20 protein-coding genes are annotated in these 24183 nt (G+C 63.7%); 10 read left to right on the top strand and 10 right to left on the bottom strand.

Annotated elements, in window-relative coordinates:
* Window positions 1-188: 188 nt before the first annotated feature.
* The 4 genes from NY023_RS15710 to glaH form a co-directional block, all read right to left on the bottom strand.
* A complete protein-coding gene (locus NY023_RS15710; RefSeq protein ID WP_013972901.1) occupies window positions 189-1082 on the bottom strand; it encodes a PA4780 family RIO1-like protein kinase in 894 nt (297 codons plus the stop codon).
* A gap of 87 nt (window positions 1083-1169) precedes the next feature.
* Entirely contained in the window at window positions 1170-2561 is a 1392-nt protein-coding gene (gene gabP / locus NY023_RS15715) for a GABA permease (protein WP_013972902.1), read from the bottom strand.
* A gap of 151 nt (window positions 2562-2712) precedes the next feature.
* A complete protein-coding gene (gene lhgO, locus NY023_RS15720) occupies window positions 2713-3975 on the bottom strand; it encodes an L-2-hydroxyglutarate oxidase (RefSeq protein WP_003260140.1) in 1263 nt (420 codons plus the stop codon).
* Window positions 3976-4089: 114 nt separating this feature from the next.
* Window positions 4090-5067 (bottom strand): glutarate dioxygenase GlaH, encoded by a 978-nt coding sequence (gene glaH, locus NY023_RS15725; RefSeq protein WP_013972903.1) that lies wholly within the window; start codon window positions 5065-5067, stop codon window positions 4090-4092.
* A 195-nt stretch (window positions 5068-5262) separates the two neighbouring features.
* Between glaH and csiR the strand changes: the two genes are divergently transcribed.
* The 3 genes from csiR to NY023_RS15740 all read left to right on the top strand — a co-directional run bounded on the left by csiR (window position 5263) and on the right by NY023_RS15740 (window position 8208).
* Entirely contained in the window at window positions 5263-5958 is a 696-nt protein-coding gene (csiR, locus tag NY023_RS15730) for a DNA-binding transcriptional regulator CsiR (protein ID WP_015270630.1), read from the top strand.
* Window positions 5959-6158: 200 nt separating this feature from the next.
* Entirely contained in the window at window positions 6159-6839 is a 681-nt protein-coding gene (locus NY023_RS15735) for a response regulator transcription factor (protein WP_013972905.1), read from the top strand.
* Window positions 6817-8208, top strand: coding sequence for a HAMP domain-containing sensor histidine kinase (locus NY023_RS15740; RefSeq protein ID WP_316927848.1), 1392 nt, complete (start codon window positions 6817-6819; stop codon window positions 8206-8208). The genes NY023_RS15735 and NY023_RS15740 overlap by 23 nt, the downstream gene beginning before the upstream one ends.
* A gap of 135 nt (window positions 8209-8343) precedes the next feature.
* On the opposite strand, the gene cysS is transcribed toward NY023_RS15740, so the two are convergent.
* Together cysS and NY023_RS15750 are read right to left on the bottom strand one after the other, a co-directional pair.
* Complete coding sequence (gene cysS, locus NY023_RS15745; RefSeq protein ID WP_013972907.1) at window positions 8344-9726, bottom strand: cysteine--tRNA ligase; 1383 nt, start codon at window positions 9724-9726, stop codon at window positions 8344-8346.
* Between the two features lie 9 nt (window positions 9727-9735).
* Entirely contained in the window at window positions 9736-11439 is a 1704-nt protein-coding gene (locus NY023_RS15750; protein WP_013972908.1) for a glutamine--tRNA ligase/YqeY domain fusion protein, read from the bottom strand.
* 247 nt (window positions 11440-11686) lie between these two features.
* On the opposite strand from NY023_RS15750, the gene NY023_RS15755 reads away from it, so the two are divergent.
* Together NY023_RS15755 and NY023_RS15760 are read left to right on the top strand one after the other, a co-directional pair.
* Complete coding sequence (locus tag NY023_RS15755) at window positions 11687-12187, top strand: peptidylprolyl isomerase (RefSeq protein ID WP_003259195.1); 501 nt, start codon at window positions 11687-11689, stop codon at window positions 12185-12187.
* The gene (locus tag NY023_RS15760; RefSeq protein WP_013972909.1) at window positions 12184-12906 is read left to right on the top strand and encodes a UDP-2,3-diacylglucosamine diphosphatase; all 723 of its coding nucleotides are present in this window, start codon (window positions 12184-12186) and stop codon (window positions 12904-12906) included. Before NY023_RS15755 ends, NY023_RS15760 begins: the two co-directional genes overlap by 4 nt.
* Window positions 12907-13027: 121 nt before the next feature.
* On the opposite strand, the gene NY023_RS15765 is transcribed toward NY023_RS15760, so the two are convergent.
* A complete protein-coding gene (locus NY023_RS15765) occupies window positions 13028-15322 on the bottom strand; it encodes an acylase (protein ID WP_013972910.1) in 2295 nt (764 codons plus the stop codon).
* Window positions 15323-15537: 215 nt separating this feature from the next.
* Here NY023_RS15765 and NY023_RS15770 point away from each other — a divergent pair, with 215 nt between their 5' ends.
* Window positions 15538-15912, top strand: coding sequence for a hypothetical protein (locus tag NY023_RS15770; RefSeq protein WP_013972911.1), 375 nt, complete (start codon window positions 15538-15540; stop codon window positions 15910-15912).
* 36 nt (window positions 15913-15948) lie between these two features.
* On the opposite strand, the gene NY023_RS15775 is transcribed toward NY023_RS15770, so the two are convergent.
* Window positions 15949-16137, bottom strand: coding sequence for a hypothetical protein (locus NY023_RS15775; protein ID WP_003248064.1), 189 nt, complete (start codon window positions 16135-16137; stop codon window positions 15949-15951).
* Between the two features lie 151 nt (window positions 16138-16288).
* On the opposite strand from NY023_RS15775, the gene NY023_RS15780 reads away from it, so the two are divergent.
* The 4 genes from NY023_RS15780 to NY023_RS15795 all read left to right on the top strand — a co-directional run bounded on the left by NY023_RS15780 (window position 16289) and on the right by NY023_RS15795 (window position 18727).
* Window positions 16289-16747, top strand: a complete 459-nt coding sequence (locus tag NY023_RS15780) for a hypothetical protein (RefSeq protein ID WP_044047073.1) — start codon at window positions 16289-16291, stop codon at window positions 16745-16747.
* A gap of 251 nt (window positions 16748-16998) precedes the next feature.
* Window positions 16999-17379: a Mor transcription activator family protein gene (locus NY023_RS15785; RefSeq protein ID WP_013972914.1), complete on the top strand. Its 381-nt coding sequence runs from the start codon at window positions 16999-17001 to the stop codon at window positions 17377-17379.
* A 64-nt stretch (window positions 17380-17443) separates the two neighbouring features.
* Window positions 17444-18103, top strand: a complete 660-nt coding sequence (locus NY023_RS15790; RefSeq protein ID WP_013972915.1) for a DUF2589 domain-containing protein — start codon at window positions 17444-17446, stop codon at window positions 18101-18103.
* A gap of 69 nt (window positions 18104-18172) precedes the next feature.
* Window positions 18173-18727, top strand: a complete 555-nt coding sequence (locus NY023_RS15795; protein WP_024087248.1) for a DUF2589 domain-containing protein — start codon at window positions 18173-18175, stop codon at window positions 18725-18727.
* A gap of 18 nt (window positions 18728-18745) precedes the next feature.
* Here the strand turns inward: NY023_RS15795 and NY023_RS15800 are convergent, their stop codons facing one another.
* Window positions 18746-22420, bottom strand: a complete 3675-nt coding sequence (locus tag NY023_RS15800; RefSeq protein ID WP_013972917.1) for a translocation/assembly module TamB domain-containing protein — start codon at window positions 22418-22420, stop codon at window positions 18746-18748.
* On the bottom strand, window positions 22417-24159 hold the full coding sequence (locus tag NY023_RS15805) for an autotransporter assembly complex protein TamA (RefSeq protein ID WP_024087250.1): 1743 nt from the start codon (window positions 24157-24159) through the stop codon (window positions 22417-22419). Before NY023_RS15805 ends, NY023_RS15800 begins: the two co-directional genes overlap by 4 nt.
* Between the last annotated feature and the right edge of the window lie 24 nt (window positions 24160-24183).

Consider the following 24183-nt stretch of genomic DNA (forward strand, 5'->3'; position numbering starts at 1 on the left):
AACGGCGTATACCTTATGCCTGTCGCGCGCCAGTGAAAAGGCCGGATGACGAGATATTGTCTTGCGTCAAAGGCAATGGCTGCATTTTTCCTGTGCCGGCCTCTTCGCGGGTAAACCCGCTCCCACGGGATTCGCGCTGTACTTGTGGGAGCGGGTTTACCCGCGAAGAGGCCAGTGCAGGCAACCTATTACTGCAGCCAGGGCGGCGCAGGCTCCTCTGCCCTGGCCACACCGGCCTCAGCCTCGGCCCGCGCGGCTCGCCGGCGCGCATCATCCAGCCGGGCCGCATCGATCTCGCGCATCACCCCGGCCACGTCAGCCGCATGCTCGTCATCCTCGAACAACCCCGTCAGTGGGCTGTCCGGGCGCAGTTCGCCCGCCTCGTACAAGGCCCACATTTCCTGCGCATACCGGGTACTTTTCAGCTCCGGCGCAAAGCGCCCGAAATAATGGGCCATGTTGGCCACATCGCGCTGCAGCATGCTGAAGGCATGGTTGTTGGCCGCTGCATCCACCGCTTGCGGCAAGTCGATGATCACCGGCCCGTCCGGGCCAAGCAGCACGTTGAACTCCGACAGGTCGCCGTGCACCAGCCCGGCACACAGCATCAGCACGATCTGGCGAATGACGAAGGCATGGTACGCCCGGGCTTCCTCGGCTTCGAGGTGTACGTCGTTCAGGCGCGGGGCCGCGTCACCGTCGGCATCGGTCACCAGCTCCATCAACAGCACGCCGTCCTGAAAATCGTAGGGCCTGGGAACCCTCACGCCAGCGCCGGCCAGGCGGAACAGCGCCGCCACTTCGGCGTTCTGCCAGGCGTCTTCGGCTTCCTTGCGGCCGTACTTGCTGCCCTTGGCCATGGCCCGGGCCTGACGGCTGTTGCGAACCTTGCGGCCCTCCTGGTACTCGGCAGCCTGGCGGAAACTGCGCTTGTTGGCTTCTTTATAAACCTTGGCGCAGCGCACCTGGCTGCCACAGCGCACCACATACACGGCGGCTTCCTTGCCACTCATCAACGGCCGCAGTACTTCGTCGACCAGGCCGTCTTCGATCAGGGGTTCGATTCTTTTGGGTGTCTTCATCAGGCTGCGTTCGGGGTCCTGGCTGTGATGGCGGACATCCTCTCACAGCCTGATGCGACTTGCTCGTCTGTCTTCAGGCCGAGCGACTCAAGCGCCCTGCCCTACGCTGCCAACCACCGCCTCGCGCGCCCGGCGCCGTGTGACCAGAAGGCCCGAACACACCACCAGTACCGCCAGCACCATGGTCGATACTACTTCCAGACGGTGATCCGGGCGGAACAGCATCAGTACCAGCACGCCGCTGATGAACAGGATCACGCCCCAGGTTAGCCATGGGAACAGCCACATGCGGTAGCCCAACGTCTTGCCCTGTGCAGTCAGGCGCTGACGCAGGCGCAGCTGGGAAACGGCGATCACCAGATACACCAGCAGGGCAATGGCGCCGGAGCTTGCCATGAGGAAGCCGAACACCTTGGCCGGGACCAGGTAATTGGCAATCACCGCCAGGAAAGCTGCGCCTGTGGACAGCAGCACAGCCACCACAGGGGTGCCGCTGCGGCTGGTCACCTGGGCACAGGCCGGCGCATCACCGCGGCGGCTCAGCGAGTAGACCATGCGCGAAGCGGTATACAGCGACGAGTTGAGGCAACTGGTCACCGACGTCAGCACCACGAAGTCGATGATGGCCTTGGCATTCGGCACGCCCAGGGTGTCCAGCACCGTGACATAGGACCCTTCGGTGGCCAGGCGCGGGTCAGTCCACGGCACCAGCGCGATGACGATGAAGATCGACAGGATATAGAACAGCGTGATCCGCCAGATCACCGAGTTGGTGGCCTTGGAAATATGCTTGCCCGCTTCATCCGATTCGGCTGCGGCAATGGTCACCACTTCGGCGCCGAGGAACGAGAACATGGTAATCAGCATGGCGCTCAGCACCGCACCAAAACCGTTGGGGATGAAGCCGCCACTGTCCCACAGGCGGGACACGCCGCTGACACCGGAGCCTGGCAGCAGGCCGAAGATGGCGCATACCCCTAGCGCGATGAAGCCGACAATGGCCACCACCTTGACCAACGCCAGCCAGAACTCGAACTCACCGTAGTTCTTCACGCTGAACAGGTTGGTGGCGGTCAGCAACAGGGTAATCACCAACGACAAGACCCAGATCTCCAGCTGCGGGACCCAGGAGTTGATGATGGTGGCGGCGATATTGGCCTCGATGGGGATGATCAGTACCCAGAACCACCAATACAGCCAGCCGATGGTGTAGCCGGCCCATTTGCCGATGGCGAGGTCGGCATAGGTAGAGAACGAACCGGTGTCCGGTGAAGCAACGGCCATTTCGGCCAGCATGCGCATCACCAGCACCACCAGCGCGCCGGCCAGGATATAGGCCAGGATGGTGGCGGGCCCTGCCTCGGCAATCGCACGGCCGGAGCCGACGAACAGGCCGGCACCGATCACGCCGGCAATGGACAGCATGGTGACATGCCGGGATTTCAATCCATGACTCAAATTGTTCTTGTGGGTTTGCATGGCGCTACCTTGTTGTTTTTGTCATGCCCACGCTGGGGCCGCCGGCTTGCACGTCACCGACGCAGGCGCGAAAAAGCCCGCCCTGCCCCAGATGGTGAGTAGGGCAGTACGGGTTGAGGAAAACGAAACCGCAGGGCGTATTACGGGTAGGTCAGCCGGCAGCCCGCTGACGAGGCGCCAGGTCGGCCTTGGGGAAACTGCCGCCCTGGCGACCGACCTGCTCGCATACCTTGTCGACGATGTACGCGCCGATCGGGATGGCGGAGGTGGCGGCCGGCGACGGTGCGTTGCACACGTTGACGCTGCGAGCGGTGTTGACGAACAGGAAGTCGTCGATCAGCTTGCCGTCACGCGATACGGCCTGGGCACGCACGCCGGCCGGATAAGGCGTGAGGTCGGCCTTGGTGATGCTCGGGCAGTATTTCTGGACCTGCTTGAGGTAACCACCCTTGAACAGCGAGTTCTTCATCTCGATCAGGCCTGGGCGGAAGTTCTTCGCCAGCACCTTGAGGATGCCGGGGGTGGTCAGGGTCTGGAACAGGTCGGCTGGGCTGACATCGCGCTTGCGGTAACCCTCGCGCTTCATTGCCAGCACGGCGTTGGGGCCAACGGTCACGGTGCCGTCGATCATGCGAGTCAGGTGCACCCCCAGGAACGGCATGGACGGGTCGGGAATCGGGTAGATCAGGTGGTTGACGATCTGGTTGTGCTGCTTGGGCAGCAGGTAGTACTCGCCACGGAACGGGCAGATGACGAACTCGGTCCGCAGGCCCAGCATGCTCACCACGCGGTCGGCCATCAGGCCCGAGCAGGTCACCAGGAAACGGCTGCGCAACTCATCGTCATGATGGTCGCCACGCGTGCGCACGACCACTTCGCTGGCCAACTCCTGCAGGCCGACCACCTCGGCGCCATAGCGGATCTCACCGCCGGCGCGCTGGAACTCGGCGCCCATGGCCGCAGTCACTTCGGCGTAATTGACGATACCGCTGGAGGGCACGAAGATGCCGCCCATGCCAACGATATTGGGCTCGCGCTCGCGCAGTTCGGCCGCCGACAGCCAGTAGCGCTCCAGGCCATTGGCCGCGGTGCGCTCCCACAGCGCCTTCATGCGCTGCATTTCCAGGTCGTTGGTAGCCACCAGCAGCTTGCCGCATTCATCGAAGCGGATACCGTGCTGGGTGCAGAAAGCCTTGGTGGCCTTGTTGCCTTCCAGGCAGAAGCGCGCCTTGAGGCTGCCGGGGGTGTAATACACGCCGGCGTGGATCACGCCGCTGTTGTGGCCGGTCTGGTGGCGGGCCGGGCCGGACTCTTTCTCCAGCAGGAGAATCTTCGCATCCGGGTAGACCTTGATCAGGTGCATGGCCGTGGACATGCCCACAATGCCACCGCCAATGATGATGAAATCGTACACAGCCTTACCTCACACGCAGGCATTGCCTGACTGGCTCACCAAGGCCCGCGCGGGCCCTGGTGGCATCGTTTTGTGCAAAGACGCGTGGGCGGGCGCCCGCCCCGCGCCCTGTCATTATTGCCCGCGCTGGTACAGCGGTTTGGGGAAGGCCACGTAACCGCGCTGGCGCATCAGCTCGCGGCGCAGGCCTTCGTGCGGCGTGAAGCGGTCGCGGCCATGCAGCCAGAACAGGTTGTTGATCAGCAGGAAGCTACCCACACCGACCGGTACCGAAAGCTTCTTCTCGCTGCCTTCCAGCGATTCGGACAAGGCGTTCAGCCAGATGCCCTCCTCGTAGTTTTCCGGCTGCACGAACTGGTCGATGTAGCGCATGGTCGGGCGGCCTTCGGCATCGGTGTCGAATACCGAGTGGAACACATCTTCGGACACCTTCTTGCTCGGCGGTGCGGTCCAGCGCATTTCGCGACGGGCCAGCGGGTGGCGGAAGAATTCGTCGCACTGCTCCCAGTCGTCCAGGTGCAGCAGCAGCGAGTTGCCGCCTTCCATGTTCTTTTCGTCGATCTTCAGCATCAGCACGTAGTCGGTGATCTGGTTGACGAAGGTGCCGTCGTTGTGCAGCTCCATGACCCGGTGCGGCTGGCGCAGGTAGCTGTCGGAGTTGTCGGTGTTGACCACCACGAAGCGGGCATAGAACTGGCCGCTCATGGCGTCGTAGTTGGAGCGGCCGATCAGGTGTGCGCAGGCGGTGGTGAACTTGACCATGTCCTCGGCCTGGCTCACGTCATCCAGGCCGACCGGGGTGATCAGCATGCCGCCGCTGGCGCGGTTGAGGATGGTATTGAGCAGCACCGGCCGCAGGGTGCCCTGGCACAGCTCGTCGAGGATCTCGCCAACCCGGAAGCGCAGGAACGACTTGTACTCCAGCGCCTGCACCGGCCACTGGGCAACAGCCTGGACGAACGCTTCGACCGTTTCGCGGGCAAAGGTGAGCTCAAGCAGGCGCGGCGACTGTTTCGAAGGGGCGATGGTGTAACCACGCGGCTCGAGCGGCAGTGGCATCACAAGTTCGTCGATCTGCGTAAAAGCGTTCATGGCAGTGTCCTGGCAGAAAAAATGAGTAGCGCCGTCCGGGCATGACCTGGATCAGTGCGGGCGAGCTAAAATTATCGCCATAAACGCAAAATGTCTACATTTTTATTTTTCAGAGACAGAATGTGTTTTTGTCCATTGTTTTTCGCCGGCGAACGCTTTCGGTATGATCGACAAAACCGTTTGAGGAACAGGACCTTGGAAGCGCTCGCCCCCCGACAAAACTCAGCATTCAGCGGGTATGAGAGGCTCAAGAAGGACATCATCCGCGGCGTGTTCAAACCCGGCGAAAAGCTGCTGATGAGCACCCTGAAGGAGCGCTACGACCTGGGCGTGGGCCCGCTGCGCGAAGCACTGTCGCAGTTGGTGGCCGAGCACCTGGTCAACGCGATCAGCCAGAAGGGCTACCGTGTGGCGCCCATGTCGCTGGACGAGATGAACGACATCTACGATGCCCGCGCCAACCTGGAGGCGATGATCATCACCCTGGCCATCGAGCGTGGCGACGACGCCTGGGAGGCGTCGGTACTGGCCCACTCGCATACCCTGGCCAAGGTGGTGGAAGTGAAGACCCGCGAACAGCGCCTGGATGTGTGGGACGAACGGCACAAGGCATTCCACACGGCCATTGCCTCGGGCTGCGGCTCCAAGCACCTGCTGCAGGCGCGCACTTACCTGTTCGACCAGGCCGAGCGCTACCGGCACCTGTGGCTGACCCAGACGGTGTTTTCCGAACAGGCCCTGGAACTCAAGCGCCAGGAGCATGCGGCCCTGGTGGAAGTGATTCTGGCCCGGGACGCCAAGCGCGCCAGCGCCATGATGCGCTCGCACCTGATGACTCCGGTGCCGATCATTGCGCAGATCATGCATGCCGAGGGTATCGGCGCACGTTGAAAGACCGCGGCGCCTGCTTCGCGGGTAAACCCGCTCCCACAGGGATGTCACCGCCCTTGGGGGTGACGCTGCACCTGTGGGAGCGGGTTTACCCGCGAAGAGGCCAGTGCAGGCAAAACACGCCAGATGAATTTTTCTTAAATCGCCGTTTGGCTATTCTTTGGCACAATCAAGTCTCCATTAGATGCCCGGGAACCAGCATGCCTCGCGTACTGACCATCGAAGACGACGCCGTCACCGGCCAGGAAATCGTCGCCGAACTTACCAGCCACGGCCTTGAGGTGGATTGGGCCGACAATGGCCGTGAAGGCCTGGCCAAGGCCATTGCCGGCGGCTACGACCTGATCACTCTGGACCGCATGCTGCCCGAGGTCGATGGCCTGACCATCGTCACCACGCTGCGCAACCTCAAGATTGCCACGCCGATCCTGATGATCAGCGCCCTCTCCGACGTCGACGAGCGGGTGCGCGGCCTGCGTGCCGGGGGTGACGACTACCTGACCAAACCGTTCGCCTCCGACGAGATGGCCGCGCGGGTCGAAGTGCTGCTGCGCCGCAACAGCGTGCCCATGACCCAGACCCGCCTGCAGGTCGCCGACCTGCAACTGGACCTGATTAGCCACGAAGCCCGCCGTGGCGAACAGACCCTCAACCTGCTGCCCACCGAATACAAGCTGCTGGAGTACCTGATGCGCCATAGCGGCCAGGTGATCACGCGGATGATGATTTTCGAGGAAGTCTGGGGCTACCACTTCGACCCGGGCACCAACCTGATCGACGTACACATCGGTCGCCTGCGCAAGAAAATCGACTCGCCCGGCCAGTCGCCGCTGATCCGTACGGTACGGGGCTCCGGCTATGCCATTGCTGAACCCGTCTAAGGGCTGGAGCTCCTCGACCAGCCGCCTGCTGGCGCTGTACAGCTTTCTGTTCGTGGCCTGGAGCAGCATCCTCATGGGGGTGCTGTACTTCGAGGTGTCCAGCTACCTGAACAAACTCACCCGCCATTCGATGCTGCAGCGCCAGCACCTGTTCGCGCACATGAGCGGCAAACAGCTGGACGACGCCCTGGTCGCCAGCCAGGCCTTCGAGGAACGCAGCTTCGACGCCTACGGCCTGTTCGACAACCAGCTCAACCCGATCGGCGGGCGCATTCGCGCCATCCCGCCAGAGCTGGGGCTGGACGGCAAGGTTCACGAACTCAAGCGCTGCCTGGACGCCGACGACCCGCACATGCCGCGTGACAGCTGCGACGCGGTGGCGATCAAGGTGCAGGATGGCCGCTGGCTGGTGCTGGTGCGCGACAACGGCTCGCTGTTCGTGGTCACCCGGATCATCCTGCATGCCCTGCTTTGGGGGATCTCGCTGACCCTGATCCCGGGCTTTGCCGGCTGGTACCTGCTGAGGCGCCGCCCACTCAAGCGCATCCGCGCGATCCAGGCCCAGGCCGAACTGATCGTCGCCGGTGACCTTACCCACCGCCTGCCGCTGTCGGCCCGGCGCGACGAGCTGGACATGCTGGCGGCCATCGTCAACGCCATGCTCGACCGCATCGAGCGGCTGATGCATGAGGTCAAGGGCGTGTGTGACAACATCGCCCACGACCTGCGCACCCCGCTCACGCGCCTGCGCGCCCAGCTGTACCGCATTCGCCAGCAAAGTGACGCTGACTCCACCCAGGCCGAGGCACTGGACCAGGCCATTAGCGAAACCGACACCCTGATGGCGCGTTTTCGCGGGTTGTTGCGCATCAGCGAACTGGAAGACCGCCAGCGGCGGGCCGGTTTCGTCCAGCTTGACCCGCACGAGTTGCTGGTCGAGCTGCACGACTTCTACCTGCCGTTGGCAGAAGATGGTGGCATCCGCCTGGAACTGCAGCAGCCGGCCGAACTGTCGGCATTGCATGGTGACCGCGAACTGCTGTTCGACGCACTGGCCAACCTGGTGGGCAACGGCATCAAGTTCACGCCCGAGGGTGGGCTGGTGCGGATAACGGCGACGCAGGACGACAAGGGCCTGCACCTGGCCATCGAGGACAGCGGGCCGGGTATTCCGGAAGAGGAACGGGCGGCAGTGCTGAAGCGCTTCTACCGTAGCGATGAAGGCCACCGCCATGCGGGGTTCGGGCTGGGTTTGTCGATCGTTGCGGCGATCGTCGACCTGCATGGGTTCGGACTGGAGGTGGGGGAAAGCGAGCTGGGTGGGGCCAGGTTGGTGTTGCACTGCCCGCTTGTGGGCCTGGCCAAATAGAAACGGGGCCGCTTTGCGGCCCATCGCGACACAAGGCCGCTCCTACAGGGATTACGCAAGCATTGAATGCGGCGCTATTCCTGTAGGAGCGGCCTTGTGTCGCGATGGGCTGCAGCGCAGCCCCCTTTAAACCGATCAGTCGGCCAGACGCCAGGTAGTCCCACCCTTGCCGTCTTCCAGCACCACACCCATGGCGGTCAGCTGGTCGCGAATGCGGTCGGACTCGGCCCAGTTCTTGTCCGCACGCGCCTGCAGGCGAGCCTGGATCAAGCCCTCGACCTCAGCGGCATCCACCTTGCCTTCGGCACCGGCACGCAGGAAGTCATCGGCTTCCAGCTGCAGCACACCCAGCACATCACCCAGCTCGCGCAGGCGACCGGCCAGGCCGGCAGCAGCCTCGACGTCGCTTTCGCGCAGGCGGTTGATCTCGCGCACCAGGTCGAACAGCACGGCGCAGGCTTCGGGGGTACCGAAGTCGTCGTTCATGGCCACGCTGAAGCGCTCGACAAACTCTTCACCACCCTTGGCCGCTACCCGTGGCAAGCCACGCAGGGCGTGGTAGAAGCGCTCCAGCGCGCCCTTGGCATCGCGCAGGCTGTCTTCCGAGTAGTTGATCGCGCTGCGGTAGTGGCTGGCCACCAGCAGGTAGCGCACCACTTCCGGGTGATACTTCTCGAGCACGTCGCGAATGGTGAAGAAGTTGTTCAACGACTTGGACATCTTCTCGCCATTGATACGAATCATGCCGCAGTGCATCCAGGCGTTGGCGTACTGCTTGCCGGTGGCCGCCTCGCTCTGGGCAATCTCGTTCTCGTGGTGCGGGAACTCCAGGTCGCTACCGCCGCCGTGGATGTCGAAGCTTTCACCCAGGCAGCAGGTGGACATCACCGAGCACTCGATGTGCCAGCCCGGACGCCCCGGGCCCCATGGCGACTCCCAGCTCGGCTCGCCCGGCTTGACGCCCTTCCACAGCACGAAGTCCAGCGGGTCCTGCTTGGCTTCGTCGACCTCGATACGGGCACCGATGCGCAGGTCTTCGATCTTCTTGCGCGACAGCTTGCCGTAGCCGACGAACTTGCCGACGCGGTAGTACACGTCACCATTGCCCGGGGCATAGGCATAACCCTTGTCGATCAGGGTCTGGATCATCGCGTGCATGCCGGCGATATGGTCGGTGGCACGCGGCTCCTGGTCCGGCGGCAGGATGTTCAGGCGGCGCTCGTCTTCGTGCATCGCGTCGATCATGCGGGCGGTCAGGGCGTCGAAGCTTTCGCCGTTCTCGTTGGCCCGGTTGATGATCTTGTCATCGATGTCGGTGATGTTGCGCACGTAGGTCAGCTCGTAGCCGCTTTTGCGCAGCCAGCGGGTGACCAGGTCGAAGGCCACCATGCTGCGGCCATGGCCCAGGTGGCAGTAGTCGTACACGGTCATGCCGCACACGTACATGCGCACCTTGTTGCCATCCAGCGGCTTGAAGGTTTCCTTCGTTTTGCTCAGCGTGTTGTAGATGGTAAGCACGGCGGTTCCTCAGCTGCCCCAGGAGTCACGCAGGGTGACAGTGCGGTTGAACACCGGGCGGCCCGGCTGGCTGTCCTTCAGGTCGGCGCAGAAGTAGCCTTCGCGTTCGAACTGGAAACGGTCCTCGGGCTGCGCCTGGGCCAGCGACGGCTCAGCGCGGCAGCCGCTGAGCACTTGCAGCGAGCCTGGGTTGATGTTGTCCAGGAAGCTGCCGCCCTCCTCGGTCTTTTCCGGGTTCGGCGAGCGGAACAGGCGGTCGTACAGGCGCACTTCGCACTCAACGCTGCCCTCGGCCGGCACCCAGTGGATCACGCCCTTGACCTTGCGGCCTTCCGGGTTCTTGCCCAGGGTGTCCGGGTCGTACGAGCAGCGCAGCTCGACGATGTTGCCGTCGGCATCCTTGATCGCCTCGTCGGCGCGAATCACGTAGCTGCCGCGCAGGCGCACTTCACCGGCCGGTTCCAGGCGCTTGTAGCCCTTCGGCGGCTCTTCCATGAAGTCGTCGCGGTCGATGTACAGTTCACGGGAGAACGGCAGCACGCGCACACCCATGTCTTCCTTCGGATGGCGCGGCAATTCGAGCTGCTCGACCTGGCCTTCCGGGTAGTTGGTGATGACCACTTTCAGCGGGCGCAGCACGCACATGGCGCGCGGTGCGGTGCGGTCCAGGTCGTCACGGATGCTGAACTCGAGCATCGACATGTCGACCACGCCGTCGGAACGGTTGGTGCCGATCATTTCGCAGAAGTTGCGGATCGAAGCCGGGGTGTAGCCACGGCGACGGAAGCCGGACAGGGTCGACATGCGTGGGTCGTCCCAGCCTTCGACGTGCTTTTCGTCTACCAGCTGCTTGAGCTTGCGCTTGGACGTGATGGTGTAGTTCAGGTTCAGGCGGCTGAACTCGTACTGGCGCGGGTGCGCCGGCACCGGCAGGTTGTCGAGGAACCAGTCGTACAGCGGACGATGGCCTTCGAACTCCAGGGTGCAGATCGAATGGGTGATGCCCTCGATGGCGTCCGACTGGCCGTGGGTGAAGTCGTAGTTCGGGTAGATGCACCACTTGTCACCGGTCTGGTGGTGGTGGGCATGGCGGATACGGTACAGGATCGGGTCGCGCAGGTTCATGTTCGGCGAGGCCATGTCGATCTTGGCCCGCAGCACGCGCTCGCCATCCTTGAACTCGCCGGCCTTCATGCGGGCGAACAGGTCGAGGTTCTCGTCAACGCTGCGCTCGCGGAACGGGCTGTTCTTGCCCGGCTCCTTGAGGTTGCCACGGTATTCCTTGGCCTGCTCGGGGGTAAGGTCGCAGACGTAGGCCTTGCCACGCTTGATCAGCTCGACCGCCCAGTCGTGCAACTGGTCGAAGTAGTCGGAGGCGTAGCGCACATCGCCGGCCCAGTCGAAGCCCAGCCACTTGACATCGCTCTGGATGGCGTCGATGTACTCCTGGTCTTCCTTGGCCGGGTTGGTATCGTCGAAACGCAGGTGGCAGACGCCCCCGAATTCCTTGGCCAGGCCGAAGTTGACGCAGATCGACTTGGCGTGACCGATGTGCAGGTAGCCATTGGGCTCCGGCGGGAAACGGGTGACGATGCTGCTGTGCTTGCCCGAGTCCAGGTCGGCCTGGATGATCGGCCGCAGGAAATTCGCAGGGACAGCGGGGGCGCCTTTGGCAGCGGCGTTGGGCGCGTTGTCGGCAGTGGGCTTGCTCATAGGATCCTTGAATGCACGTGTCCGGCCTGGGTAGGCCGATTGAATCAAAGGGCCTATCATAGCCGAAGCAGTCAAGCTGCTGACAGTCGGGCCCGGACAAACTGGCGTGATTTATCACGGCTTTTTGCCGCAGCCTGGCAAAATGGCCAGTGCGCGCCATGTGTCGCGATCGCCTGATCCTGCGTCAGGTGATGACCCGCGCCCTGCGCACCCTAATTCCGATTGCCTTGAAAGAGCGAGTTTCAGCATGTCCAAAGTCAAACTGAGCACCAACCACGGCGACATCGTCCTGCAACTGGACGCCGAGAAAGCGCCGCTGACTACCGAAAACTTCGTTCAGTACGTCAAGGACGGCCACTACAATGGCACCGTGTTCCACCGCGTGATCAAGGGCTTCATGATCCAGGGCGGCGGCTTCGAGCCTGGCATGAGCCAGAAGAAGACCCGCGCCAGCATCCAGAACGAAGCCGACAACGGCCTGAAGAACAAGAAGTACAGCATCGCCATGGCCCGTACCATGGAGCCGCACTCCGCCTCGGCGCAGTTCTTCATCAACTCGTCCGACAACGACTTCCTCAACCACAGCGGCAAGAACGTTCAGGGCTGGGGCTACGCGGTATTCGGCGAAGTGATCGAAGGCCGTGAAATCGTCGACGCCATCGAAAAGGTCGCCACCGGTTCCAAGGCTGGCCACCAGGACGTGCCGAAGGACGACGTGATCATCGAGAAAGCCGAGATCGTTGAGTGATCCTGCTGATCTCCGATCTGCACCTGCAAGAAGAACGCCCGGACATTACCCGGGCGTTTCTTGATCTGCTCGATGGCCGTGCCCGCCACGCCAAGGCGTTGTACATCCTTGGCGACTTTTTCGAAGCCTGGATCGGCGACGATGCCATGACGCCCTTCCAGCAGTCGGTCTGCCAGGCCATGCGTCGGCTGAGCGACAGCGGCACGGCCATCTATCTGATGCATGGCAACCGTGATTTCCTGATCGGCCAAGCCTTCTGCGACGCTGCGGGCTGCACGTTGCTGCACGACCCCAGCGTGATCGAGCTGGGTGGCGAGCAGGTGCTGCTGATGCATGGCGATACCTTGTGCACCCGCGACCTGGCCTACATGAAAATGCGCCGCTTGCTGCGCAACCCGCTGAGCCTGTGGGTGTTGCGGCACCTGCCGCTGTCGGCCCGCTACAAGCTGGCACGCAAGCTACGCAGCGAAAGCCGCTCGCAAACGCGGATGAAGTCCACCGAGATCGTCGATGTCACGCCAGAGGAAGTGCCGAAGGTAATGGCAGCGCATGGTGTACGTACCTTGGTGCATGGGCATACCCATCGGCCGGCGATACACAAGCTGGTGGTCGATGGGCAACCGGCACGGCGTATCGTGCTGGGCGACTGGGACCGCCGTGGCTGGGCCTTGCAGGTTGACGAGCAAGGCTTTCAGCTGGCGCCGTTCGAGTTTTCCTGACCAACCGAGTCGCCTTCTTCGCGGGTAAACCCGCTCCCACAGGTATCGTGCTGCTTGCAGCCCTGGTGCAGCACCTGTGGGAGCGGGTTTACCCGCGAAGAGGCCGGCACAGGCTTATACCTCAAGGCCGGCTGACCACCGCCCCCTTGTCCCCCTCACTGATCACCAGTTCCCGGTACTCCGGGTCAGCCTTGATCTGCGCCTCGGTAAACGGAATCACCGCCAGTTGCCCGGCTGCAAACGCCTTGGTCTGATCACCGGCATGCACCGAAGCCGCTTCACTGGACTGGGAAAACGCCAGCAGCCCACGGGCCTCTGGCCCCTGGTCGGTAAAACTGACCAGTTGCAGGTAGCTGGTACCACTGACCACCAACCGCTTGCCCTGCCCATGCGGCACGCTGTAGATCGCGTTGTACACGCCCAACGCCTGCGGGCCACCCGGCACCGGCGTACCATCGCCCGCCTGTTGCACCTGCCCCCAACGCACCTCCCCTGCCATACCGCTGTCACGCACCTGCTCGAGCGACGCCAATGCGGCCTGATGCAACAGCTTGCGCACGGCCGCCTGCTCGACCGCCAACCCGCGCGGGGTATGCTGCGGATCGGCAGGGTCAAAGGCCACCCGCCAGCTTTGCGGGTGCTCGGCCAGGGCATCGTACAGGTTCTGGAAATGTATCAGCCCAATGCCACTGTCCAGGTCAGCCTTGCCATTCCAGGCCGCCAGGCTGCTGCATACGGCCCGCACATCCGCGTCGGCGCCCTTGCACCACTGCAGCAGGTCAGGCAGTAGCAGGCTGGCCAGGTAGACCTCGTCATCGGTCACCATGCGCTGCAGGTCGTCAGCGCCCAGGCGGGCCGTACCCTGCAGGCGTTGCAGGGCAAAGCGGCCACGCATGCCCAGCGGCTGGTCACTGCGGCTGACCAGCGGCGAATAACCGGTCAGCGGCTGCGCCGGGTTGGCCATCCAGGCCGGGTCGTTGGAGTTCTGCACGAAATCTTCGCGTTCCAGGCTCGGCAGAAGCCGCGCAGGGAAAATCCCCGGCTGTGCGGCCTGCGCATCGACCTTCCACTGGCACGCGCTGCGGGAGCCATCCAGTACTACCAGGCGCCCTTGTGCCTGCGGGTTGCTGCACGTGCTCAGCAGTTGCTGATCCACATAAGGCACCACTGACTGGTTCAGGTACAGGGCCTTGCCAGCCTGATCCACCGACAGTGTGTTGACCCAGGGGATGCCCTGCAGCTGTTCGATCGAGCGTTTCAACGCCACCAGGCTGTCTGCATGGTTGATCTGGTACCACTGCTGCAACACCCGGGTGTTCTCGAGGTTGGCGTCGCGCAGGCTGTAGGCAGCATGTGCATCCCAGTCCAGTCGCCCCGGCCATTGCACCACCGGGCCGAATTGCGAGCTGTAGACCTGGCGCTGCACCTGGCTCAGGCTGCCATCCTCGGCCTTTACCGCAACACTGACGGTTTGCCGGGCCAGCGGCAGCGACTTGCCATCGAGCAGGTAGCGGGTCGGGTCCTTGGGGTCGAGTTGCAGGCGGTACAGGGTGAAGTGATTCGACGTATCGACGGTGTGCGTCCAGGCCAGATGCTGGTTGAAGCCGATGTTGACCACCGGCAGGCCCGGCAATGCCGCCCCCATCACATCGAGCTGGCCGGGAATGGTCAGTTGCATCTGATAGAAACGCATGCCCCCCATCCACGGGAAGTGCGGGTTGGCCAGCAACAGACCACGGCCATTGGCCGAACGCCGGGCCCCGACAGCCACCGCATTGCTACCGCGCTCCGTGGCAAAACGCTGTTGCCTGGCCAGCGCCGCGGCAAACCCTGCCGGCGCCGGCTGGCTGGCCTGCATTGGCGGTTGCGCCCCGGCCAGCGCTTCGACGAACTGCCCGACACCGCCTTCGGCGAGCAGCCGACGGGTCAGCCTGACCAGGTCCTCGCTGCTTATCGGCCGCAGCCACTCGCCGGTGCCACATTCGGCGGGCAACCCTTGGCTGCGGCGCTCGGCCAGCGCCCGGTTGAACCCGCTGGCATAACCTGCCAGCAGCGCCCGTACCGGTGCCGGCTGCGCCTGCAAGAACGCATCGACTGCCGCCGGAGTGTTGAGCCAGGTGAAGAATACGTCGCTGGCCAGATTGTCACGCTGCTCAAGGGTCTTGCCCTTGGCACCGAAGTAGCGTGAGCGCTCGCCACTCACGGTCAGCACTTCATTGGCCAGCAGGCACAAGTTGTCCTGGGCGTAGGCGTAGCCGATGCCATAACCCAGGCCGCGCTCGTCCTTGGCCACGATGTGCGGCACACCGTAAGTGGTTCGGCGAATCTGCGCACTGGCATCGGCTGCGGCGGACTGCACCGGCACTGCGCCAACGCTGAAGGCTACCAGGGCGGCGGCCAGGCCAGCGCAAGTCATGGGACGGGAAAGTGGAAACACAGGCACTCCTCGGCTTCGGGGATCATCCCGATCAGACGAATGGCCAAATGAAAATTTTACGTACCACAAGGCAATGGAACGTCTTGAACAGAACCAGATTTTTTTTGCGAGTGGGCTGCAGTTTTTCCGTTCTCATTCGTCCTAGTAAGTGAGGCACCCAAATTTCGGGTTCGTCCACGAAAAGGAGCATTCACATGTACAACCCGCAACCCTCGATCCAGGCTGGGCGCGTCCCAGGCAAAGCGCCCAGGGAACAGGACGTTTTTGCTGACGAACGCATCGGCAACGAACAGATCCGCGAGCTTTTGCGCAGTTTCGGCCTGCGTACCAGCCTGATCCGCCTCAAGGTCATCGATGCCTTGCACGCCGCCGACCGCAATGGCCGCAGCATTGGCGTGCGCGGCGTGCACGCGCAGCTGGAACAGCTGGATATCCCGCTGTCGTTCCTCAGCGTGCGCGAAGTTCTCAAGCGGCTGTGCAGCGAGGGCGTCATCCAGCTGGGCAGCGACAAATGCTACAGCCTCGCCCCCCAGGCGCGCGCCGTGCTGGAACGAACGCCTTTGCGCTGAGCGCATGGCCGGCCATACCTGGCCGGCCCGCCAAAGTCAGGGTTTGACCTTGCGCCGCAGGATGCCGTTGATCACCACGACCACCACGGCGATGGCGATGGCCAGCATCTGGAAGGTCTGCTCACTGATCGTACCCTGCTTCTGCAGGTGGGACAGGCCCAGCATCAGGCCCAGTACCACCAGGATGATCAGAAGGGAGTATTTGAGGCGCTGCACGTGTGTCATCGAAGGTTCCTTGCAACATCAGGGGCAAATGGCTCGCAACGAGCCGCGGCAATGATACAACGGCCACCGGCCCCGGCGCTGCATTTCCTGCTGGGTGGGGCGGCGCCTGCCTGAAAGCATGGTGCTCCCAAGCACCCATGCCGGAGGCACCATGTACAAACCCCTTCTGTTCGCGTCGCTATTGCTGACCCCCTTTTCCCTTCATGCGCTGGACACCCGCCAGACCTCGGCCGAGCAACTGCTCGAACTGGGCCGCGAACTGGCTGCCCACGCCGGCGCCAGCCAATGGCAGCAACTGTGGCAGCGCGTGCGCCAGGCCGGTTACTTGCAGGCAAAAGGTGCGTCGGTGCATTTCACTGCCCCCCAGGCGCAACTGCCAGAGCTGGCCCGGCAAACCCTGGCCCAGGCCGACCGGGTACAAGCGCAACAGCAGACCCAGGCACTGTATCGCCGCAGCTTTGCCGACCAGGTCATCGGCCAGCGTGACGGGCAGCCGCTGCATGCCCTGTGCCTGCTGGTCGATTGGCGCACGCTGCCGCAAGGCATGCGCGACTCCCCTCAGGCCTACCTGCGCAGCGCCAGCCTGTTGAGCAGCTATCCGTGTGATTGATGGTTATCACACCCAGCGCGCAACACAAGGAGTGAGCTGATGGGAAATCACCCGCTACAGCCAGGTGTTGAAGCCATGTCCTACAACGCCGGATATCGCTGCCTGCAAAACCTGTTCACGGAAGCTACAACCCCCAACCCATATGCCGCCTAGCGACATGCCTCGGCTGTCACAGAAAATCCAGTCACACCTTCGACATAACGCCGCTGGTGATCGGGTAGCACAGCCCATCCGTCCCGAAGGAGCGCCATATGCAAACGCCAGACTTGAGCCACATCGATATCAGCCAACTGCCCCACTCGCTGCAGGCCCTGATCGACTGCATCGGCATCGACAACGCCTACCAGCTGACCTGCGCCTACGGCGGCAGGCCCAAGTACATCCCCAAGCACCGCGAGCGCACCAAGCTTGCCGACGTGCTGCCGGCCGAAGCGCTCGACGCGCTGATCAAGCGCTTTGCCGGTGTCGCCCTGGAAATCCCCAAGGCTGACCATTTCATGCGCCAGTTGCGCAACCTGCAGATCCAGAAGGAAAGCGCCAGCGGCCTGTCGCGCAGCCTGCTCGCTGACAAGTACGGCCTGAGCCTGCGCCAGATCGGCAACATCCGTCGCCAGGAACATTGCGCGCGCTGAAGCCCCGGCATCGTCACCACCACTGACGGCCACGTTTTGAACCCAACCAGAAGAGAACCCAGCAATGTCGATAGATAACAGCCTCATCGGTTCCGTAATCAATGCCTTGCCAATGGACCGCATGATCGCAGGCCCCCTGCAGGCCATGGTCCAGGCCCAGGTCACCGCCAGCAAATCCTACGCCGACTTCCTGATGCAGGTGTGCGTCCAGGACGGCAAGGCCGTGGCCATCCAGTTCGACTACGACGAAACCATCGTCGACGAACAAGGCGAATACAAGGGCGTGGTCAGCAAGACCATGAAAGTGCCGCTGGTGGCAGCCATCACCCACCCGAACATTTCCATCGAAGAAGGTAATGTCGAGTTCGAGCTGGTCATCAACCAGATGTCGGAAGACGTTTCCAGCAAGGACATGAGCGCCGAGGCAAGCGGTTCGCTGGGCTGGGGGCCGTTCAGGCTCAACGTGAAAGGCAGCGTCAGCCACAAGTCCACGCAAACCCGCAAGACCGATACTCGAGCCCGATACGCCTTCAACACGACCTTGAAGCGCCAGGATCCGCCTGAAGCGATGATGCGGGTGATCGACTTCCTGACCGACGCCGCGACAAAGCCGACCGTGGTCAAAACCGCCACACTGGACAGCCAGGACGTGATTTCCCAGGCCGATACCTTGAAGCACCCTGCGGCCGCCAGCGCCCCAGCCCTCGGCGCAGGCACCCCTTGAGACACGCCTCCCCGCCCCGAACAGCCCTCCTGAACAGGGGGGCACCACCTGGCCAGAGGAATCGAATCATTGGATAAAGCCCCCGCCCCCATGACCTCCATCGACCTGCGCGAGATCACTCGTGGCCTGCAGGAGGCCGCCAGCGCTACCAACAGCCTGATCGCGCAGCAGTACATCAACCTGTTCGACCAGTTCTTCGAGTGCGACACCGAGGCGCTGGGTGCGCCCATGAAAGCCAAGATGGTCGAGGTGGCCATGGATGGCCAGCACATCATGCGCGTGCCGCTGTTCGCGCTGGTGTCGCCCAAGGGCCTGGCCCTCGAGCGCATGCAGGTCGACCTTTCGGTAAGAGTCAAAGGTACCGAAGCACGGCAGGCACTCTTGAGTGCAGGCGAAAACAAAGCGGCGAGCTTCAAGGTCACCATCGGCGGCCAGGGCCGTCAGGGCGACAGCCGTGACCCTGATGAAGTGCAGATCCGCATGCAGTTCCAGGCCAGCGAACCGCCGGAAGCCCTCAACCGGTTGATCGAGGAATACACCAGCCTGATCATCCCGGTACGCGCCCCCAGCCCGCCGCCATCGCCCGATACCAATGAGTTCATCGAAGCGGCCACTGTCCGTTGACGGCCGCCCCGCGCCAGCTCAGAAGTCGCGCTTGTAGAAGATGTCCAGTGAACTGGCCAGCCCGCTGGCAGCTTCGAGGTACACCTTCTTGCTCAGCTTGTAGCGCAATGCAATGGTGTTGGCGGGCTCGAACACCCCCACCCCGTAGCGCAGGCTCAGTTTCTCGGTAAGGTTGCCGCTGGCGACCACGCTGGTGGTATTGCCCGAACCTTCGGTGTCCAGCTGGAAGTCGTCGATGCCCAGGCTCGAAGCCAGGCTGCCGGTGATGCCGGCGCTACCCGCCAGGCCCAGGCCCAAGGCCGCCTCGGCGAGCATGTTGTTGTCTTCGCCGGACGTGCCCAGCGGCCGCCCCAGTACCAGGTACGACAGCGCCTGCTCCTGGCTCATGGCCGGTTCCGAGAACACTTTGCTTGTGGGCTGCTCGGCACTGCCGCTCAGGCGGATACCGGCAATCACATCGTCGACCTTGCGGATCGCTTCAATGTCCAGGTACGGCTGGTCGATCGGGCCTGCGAACAACAACCGCGCACTGCGGATGGTCAGGCGCTGGCCGTAGGCGCGGTAGCGTCCATCGGCCAGGTTCAGCTCGCCACGGGTGTCGAGGTTGTCGCCGATGTGCACATGGCCGAGCAGGTTGGCCGTGAGACCAAAGCCGCTGAACGAAAGCTTGTCGCGGCCCACTTCGACATCGATGTCCATGGCCATAGCCATGGGCGGTTTGCCCTCTTCGGTCTGGTGGCCGACGATCACCGTGTCATCCGAGACCTTGACGGTGGACGGTGGCAGCTCGCGCACAGTGATCGCACCCTTGGGCACCTGTACCTTGCCGGTCACCGCCAGCTTGTCGTCGATCAGGCGCAAGGTCAGGTCCGGGGCGACCTCCAGCGTCGCATAGGGCTCGACCGTGACGGGCAGTTGCTGGCCCTGCAGACGCAGGTCCATGCCCAGTGCCTGGCCCCAGGTCAGGTTGCCATTGAGCTGGCCACGCCCCGCCTCGCCACTGCGCCAGCCGCCGTTGAGCTGTACCTGCTCCCCGGCAATCAACGCCTGCAATGACAGGTCCTCGAGACTGACCGGCAGCTCGGCACCACTGACTTCGCCGCCACTGAGCATCAGGTTGCCGTTGACCTGCGGCGCCAACAAGGTGCCCGACAGCCGGCCACTGCCATTGAGCTGCCCGGCCAGGCGCTCGACCATAGGCACGAACGGGCGCGCCACCGACAGGTCGAGGCCGGCCAGGCGAAAATCACCCGACAGCGGTTTGTTGTTGCCCAGTGGATCCAGGCGAGTGTTGACGTTCAGCTCGCCCAGGCGCTCGCCGCGGAACGCCAGGCGGGTATCGATGCGCCTTGGCGCCAGCGTGCTGTCCAGGCGCAGGGCCTGGTACGGGAAGTCGACCCAGCGGTCCTTGTCGCGCACGCGCAGGGTACCGCCACTGGCGTCGACGACGATGTTGCCCTTGGGGCCGCTGGCCGGCATGTCCAGATTGATGTCGGCATTGAGCAGACCCTGCCAGGCGAAGTCCTTCGGCAGCCACTGGGCCAGGCTGTCCAGCGGGAACTGCTTGAGGTGGTAGCGCAAGCGTGGCTCGGGGGCCAGACGCTGGTCGTCGCCGCACAAGCTGGCCTGGCCGGAGCGCCAGCAGTGCGCCGCAAAGTCCAGCTGGCCGCTGGCCAGCCGCTGCAGGCGCGCCGGTGCCTGCAACTGCCAGTCCTGGCCGCCGGCCTGGATCCGCCCACTGGCCAGGCGCCCGCGCCAGTCACCCTTGTTCAACTGGCCATCCAGGCCGAGGTCGAGTTTGAGCTGCGGGCCGTCCAGCGCCAAGGTCAAAGCTTGCTGGCGAATGTCGCCCTTGCCGTTGGCCTGCAAGGTGCCCAACGCCGTGTCACCCAGGTGAATGCCGCTGGCCTTCAGTTCGATCACGCCACGCTGGGCGTTGTCCAGGCGGGCGTCCAGGTCCAGCTGCTGCACGCGGTTTTCCGCCTGGGCCAGCCGCTGGCCCTGCAGGGCCAGCGTACCTTGCGGAGCCTGCAAGGTACCGGCGACGTCAAGCCGGCCCTTGACCTGGCCCTGCAACCTTGGCCACAACTGGCCCAGGCGCGGCAGGTCGAGGTCGAGCCGCCCGGCCAGGCGTTGCTGCAGGCTGCCACTGCCATTGATGCGGTTATCCCCCAGCTGGACTGCCAGGGTACCCAAGGTCCAGCTCTGCCCTGCCCCCTGGGCCTCGACCTTGAGCACTGCCGGTTGGCCGCGCAGGCGGCCTTTCAGGTCAAGCTGGGCATCGAGGCTCAAGGCGTCGCCTTTCATCTCCCCTTTGCTGCGCAGCGGACCCGCCAGGTTACCCGGCAGCTCGGCCAGCCAATAAGCTGGGTCGAGCGCCGACAACTGCAGGTCGACATCCCATGCCAAGGTGTCGGCAAAGCGCACGGCGACACTGCCGGCAGCCTTGCCTTGCCCAGCGGTCAGCGCCAACTGCGGCAGCTTCACCTGGCTCAGGTCGCCTTCGAAGGGGCTGGCCAGGCTGAACGCGCCAGCCGGGCCATCCAGGTCGCCATTGAAAGTGCCCTGGTAGTTGCCATCGCGATAATGTACCTGGGCCATGAGCCGCTTGAGGGTGACCTCAGGGGGCGTCTCCAGCGGGTACAGGCGCAGCCACGGAAAGTCCTGCCAGTCCAACTGGGCGTCGGCGACCAGGCCTTGCTGCCAGTCAGCCGTGGCTTGCATCTTGACCCGCTGGGTATCGCTGGCGCTCAGGTCCAGGGCATCAAGCCTGGCGCCTTTGCTGTCGACCAGCCCTGACAACAGCAAGGCGATCGGCGACTGCTCGGCCGGCAGGCTGGCCGACCCCGACAGTTGATAGCCCTTGAGCAGGTCGCCCCGGGCGTCGAGCTTGAGCTGGTTGAACTGCACGGTGTCGGGCAACGAGGCGGCCGGCTTGAATGCCTCGGAGCGGATCTGCAAGGTCGCCGGCAGGTGCTCGGCCAACGCCTGCAATTGCCCGTTCAGCGTGGCGTCGAGGTAACCGCTGCTGGTGCCGGCTAGTTTCAGGGTTTTCTGCAACTCGCCGGTGGCGGTCAATGCCAGCTGCCAGGGTTTGCCACCTACCGTTGGCAGTTGCAGCTGCGCCTGGAGTTCTACCGGCCAGTCAGCTTCGGGCTGCAGGTCGCCCTGCAGGCTCAATTGCAGGTCGTCACGCTTCAGCTGCAGGCTGTCGATGCGCAGCCCGGCATTGGTCCAGTGCGCCGCCAGTTGCAAGTCGCCAAGCAGATCATTGCCATCCAGGCGCAACTGGCCAACCTTGACCTCACCCAGTTCGATGGCCAGCGGCAAGCGCAAGGCCGGCAACTGCAGCGGGCCACTGTCGGCCGATTCGGCGCTGGGCGCAAAGGCCATGTCGATACGCTGCGCCTGCAACTGGTCAATGCACAAGGTAGAGCGCAGCAGGCATGCCGGCGACCAGGCCAGCAGCGGTGCCTGCAAATCTACCGAGCTGCCGGCATCGGCCCAGATAAGCCGGCTGGCTTGCCAGCTACCGGCCAGGCGGCCCTGGAAGTCAGCCACCTCAAGCCCGGGCACCTTGCCCAGCACCCAGCGGCTGCCGGCTTCGGTCCCCAGCAACAGGCCGAGTACCAGGCCCAGGCTTGCGGTTACCCCCAGCAGGCCCGCCAGAGTGTACTTGATCACGCGTTTCACAGCTCAGGCCCCATGGAAAAGTGCAGGCGAATTCCCCCTTCATCATCCAGCGCCTTGGCCAGGTCCAGGCGCAGCGGCCCGACCGGCGACACCCAGCGCACGCCAAAACCGACACCGGTCTTGAGGCTTGGCAGTTCCAGGTCGTTGAACGAGTTGCCCTGGTCGACGAAGGTTGCCAGCCGCCACTTCTCGGTCAGTGAATACTGGTACTCGACGCTGCCGGCGACCAGGTAGCGCCCGCCAATGCGGTCGCCGTCGCTGTTCTTCGGCGACAAGGTCTGGTAGTCATAGCCACGCACGCTCTGGTCGCCACCGGCGAAGAAGCGCAGCGACGGCGGGATGTTGTTCTTGAAGCCATTGGTCGCGCTGCCACCGAACTGCACCCGGCCGAGCAAGCGATGGTCATGGCCAAGCGTGGTCAGGCCCTTGAGCAGCACGTTGCCATGCAGCAGGTTGGTGTCCGAGACCAGCCCTTCCTTGGCTACCTGTACATCGAACTGCAGGCGGTAGCCGTTGTGCGGGTCGATGCGGTTGTCACTGCGCAGGAAGGAGTAACTCACCCCCGGCATCAACAGGTTGCTCAGCCCGGAGTCATCACCCAGACGGTACTCCTCGCGCTGGTACTTGAGGGAAATCACCCGCTGCCAGCCGCTTGGCAGCTTGCTGTGCCACTCGGGGCCCACCGTCAGCAGTTTGCTGAGGGTGTCGGTGCCGGCAATCTCTTCGTTCTGGTAGCCGCCGGCAAAGCGCAACTTGTCGGTCAGCGGCGGGTCGAGGGGGATGTCGTACCAAAGGCCGACGTTCTGCCGGGGTGCCGACAGTTCGGTTTCCCAGCCGTAGCTATGGCCTTGCGGGTTGACCCAGTGGCGGGTCCAGTTGGCCTTGCCGCGGGGCCCGACGTCGGTCGAGAAGCCCAGGCCCAGGCCCATGGTGCGCGGTTTGCGGGTTTGCAGGCGGACATCCACGGGGATTTCTTCGCCCACGGCGGCGGTGGGCGCCGCATCCACGCGCACGCCTTCGAAGTAGCCGCTCGATTGCAGGTCATTGTTCAGCTCGGCGATCAGTTCCGAGTCGTAAGGTGTACCCGGCTTGAACGAGACCATACGCTGCAGCAGGTCGTCGTCCAGCGGTGTGTCGCCACCGAAGGTGACCGCGCCCAGGTGATAGCGCGGGCCGCTCTGGTAGACCAGTTCGATATCGGCCACACCGGCCTGGGGGTCTACCGCCAGGCGCTGGCGACTGAAGCGCCCACTGAAGAAGCCGTAGCGCGACGCCTGGTTCTGGATCAGCCGCTTGGCATCTTCGTAATGGCCGTGGTTGAGTTGTTCACCCGCGCGCAGGACCTTGCTGTCGGGCACGCGGAAAGCCTTCATCTCACTGGCGGGGCCTTCGATGCGTATGGTCACGTTGCGCAGGCGAATCGGCTCGCCAGGGTCGATGGTGATGATCAGTTGCGGGGAACGGTCAGCCTCGCTGGCGGGCTTGACCTCTGTGTCGATCTGCGCCTGGTAGTAGCCAAGTGCCTGCGCGGCTTTGCGCGCCTGCTCCTGGGCGCCGCGACTGAAGCGCAGCAGCGCTTCTTCATCGCGGTCGCCAAGGGTACCGATATAGCCTTCGACATTGGCCTTGAGCGCCTTGTTGGCCGGTTTGACCTTCACCAGCAACTCACTCTGGCCCCATGCTGCGAAACTGGCGACCCAGATAACCAGGCCCCAGGTCAATCTTCCTGAATACGTCATGCGGGGCATGCTACCAGAGCCGGG

The organism is Pseudomonas sp. NBB (assembly GCF_032701105.1).
Lineage (GTDB): Bacteria > Pseudomonadota > Gammaproteobacteria > Pseudomonadales > Pseudomonadaceae > Aquipseudomonas > Aquipseudomonas asiatica.

Excerpts from the sequence above, each read along its gene's own strand:
- NY023_RS15710 (WP_013972901.1), bottom strand. The coding sequence starts at position 1,082 with ATGAAGACACCCAAAAGAATCGAACCCCTGATCGAAGACGGCCTGGTC.
- gabP (WP_013972902.1), bottom strand. The coding sequence starts at position 2,561 with ATGCAAACCCACAAGAACAATTTGAGTCATGGATTGAAATCCCGGCAT.
- glaH (WP_013972903.1), bottom strand. The coding sequence starts at position 5,067 with ATGAACGCTTTTACGCAGATCGACGAACTTGTGATGCCACTGCCGCTC.
- NY023_RS15735 (WP_013972905.1), top strand. The coding sequence starts at position 6,159 with ATGCCTCGCGTACTGACCATCGAAGACGACGCCGTCACCGGCCAGGAA.
- NY023_RS15740 (WP_316927848.1), top strand. The coding sequence starts at position 6,817 with ATGCCATTGCTGAACCCGTCTAAGGGCTGGAGCTCCTCGACCAGCCGC.
- NY023_RS15750 (WP_013972908.1), bottom strand. The coding sequence starts at position 11,439 with ATGAGCAAGCCCACTGCCGACAACGCGCCCAACGCCGCTGCCAAAGGC.
- NY023_RS15755 (WP_003259195.1), top strand. The coding sequence starts at position 11,687 with ATGTCCAAAGTCAAACTGAGCACCAACCACGGCGACATCGTCCTGCAA.
- NY023_RS15765 (WP_013972910.1), bottom strand. The coding sequence starts at position 15,322 with ATGACTTGCGCTGGCCTGGCCGCCGCCCTGGTAGCCTTCAGCGTTGGC.
- NY023_RS15770 (WP_013972911.1), top strand. The coding sequence starts at position 15,538 with ATGTACAACCCGCAACCCTCGATCCAGGCTGGGCGCGTCCCAGGCAAA.
- NY023_RS15775 (WP_003248064.1), bottom strand. The coding sequence starts at position 16,137 with ATGACACACGTGCAGCGCCTCAAATACTCCCTTCTGATCATCCTGGTG.
- NY023_RS15780 (WP_044047073.1), top strand. The coding sequence starts at position 16,289 with ATGTACAAACCCCTTCTGTTCGCGTCGCTATTGCTGACCCCCTTTTCC.
- NY023_RS15785 (WP_013972914.1), top strand. The coding sequence starts at position 16,999 with ATGCAAACGCCAGACTTGAGCCACATCGATATCAGCCAACTGCCCCAC.
- NY023_RS15790 (WP_013972915.1), top strand. The coding sequence starts at position 17,444 with ATGTCGATAGATAACAGCCTCATCGGTTCCGTAATCAATGCCTTGCCA.
- NY023_RS15805 (WP_024087250.1), bottom strand. The coding sequence starts at position 24,159 with ATGACGTATTCAGGAAGATTGACCTGGGGCCTGGTTATCTGGGTCGCC.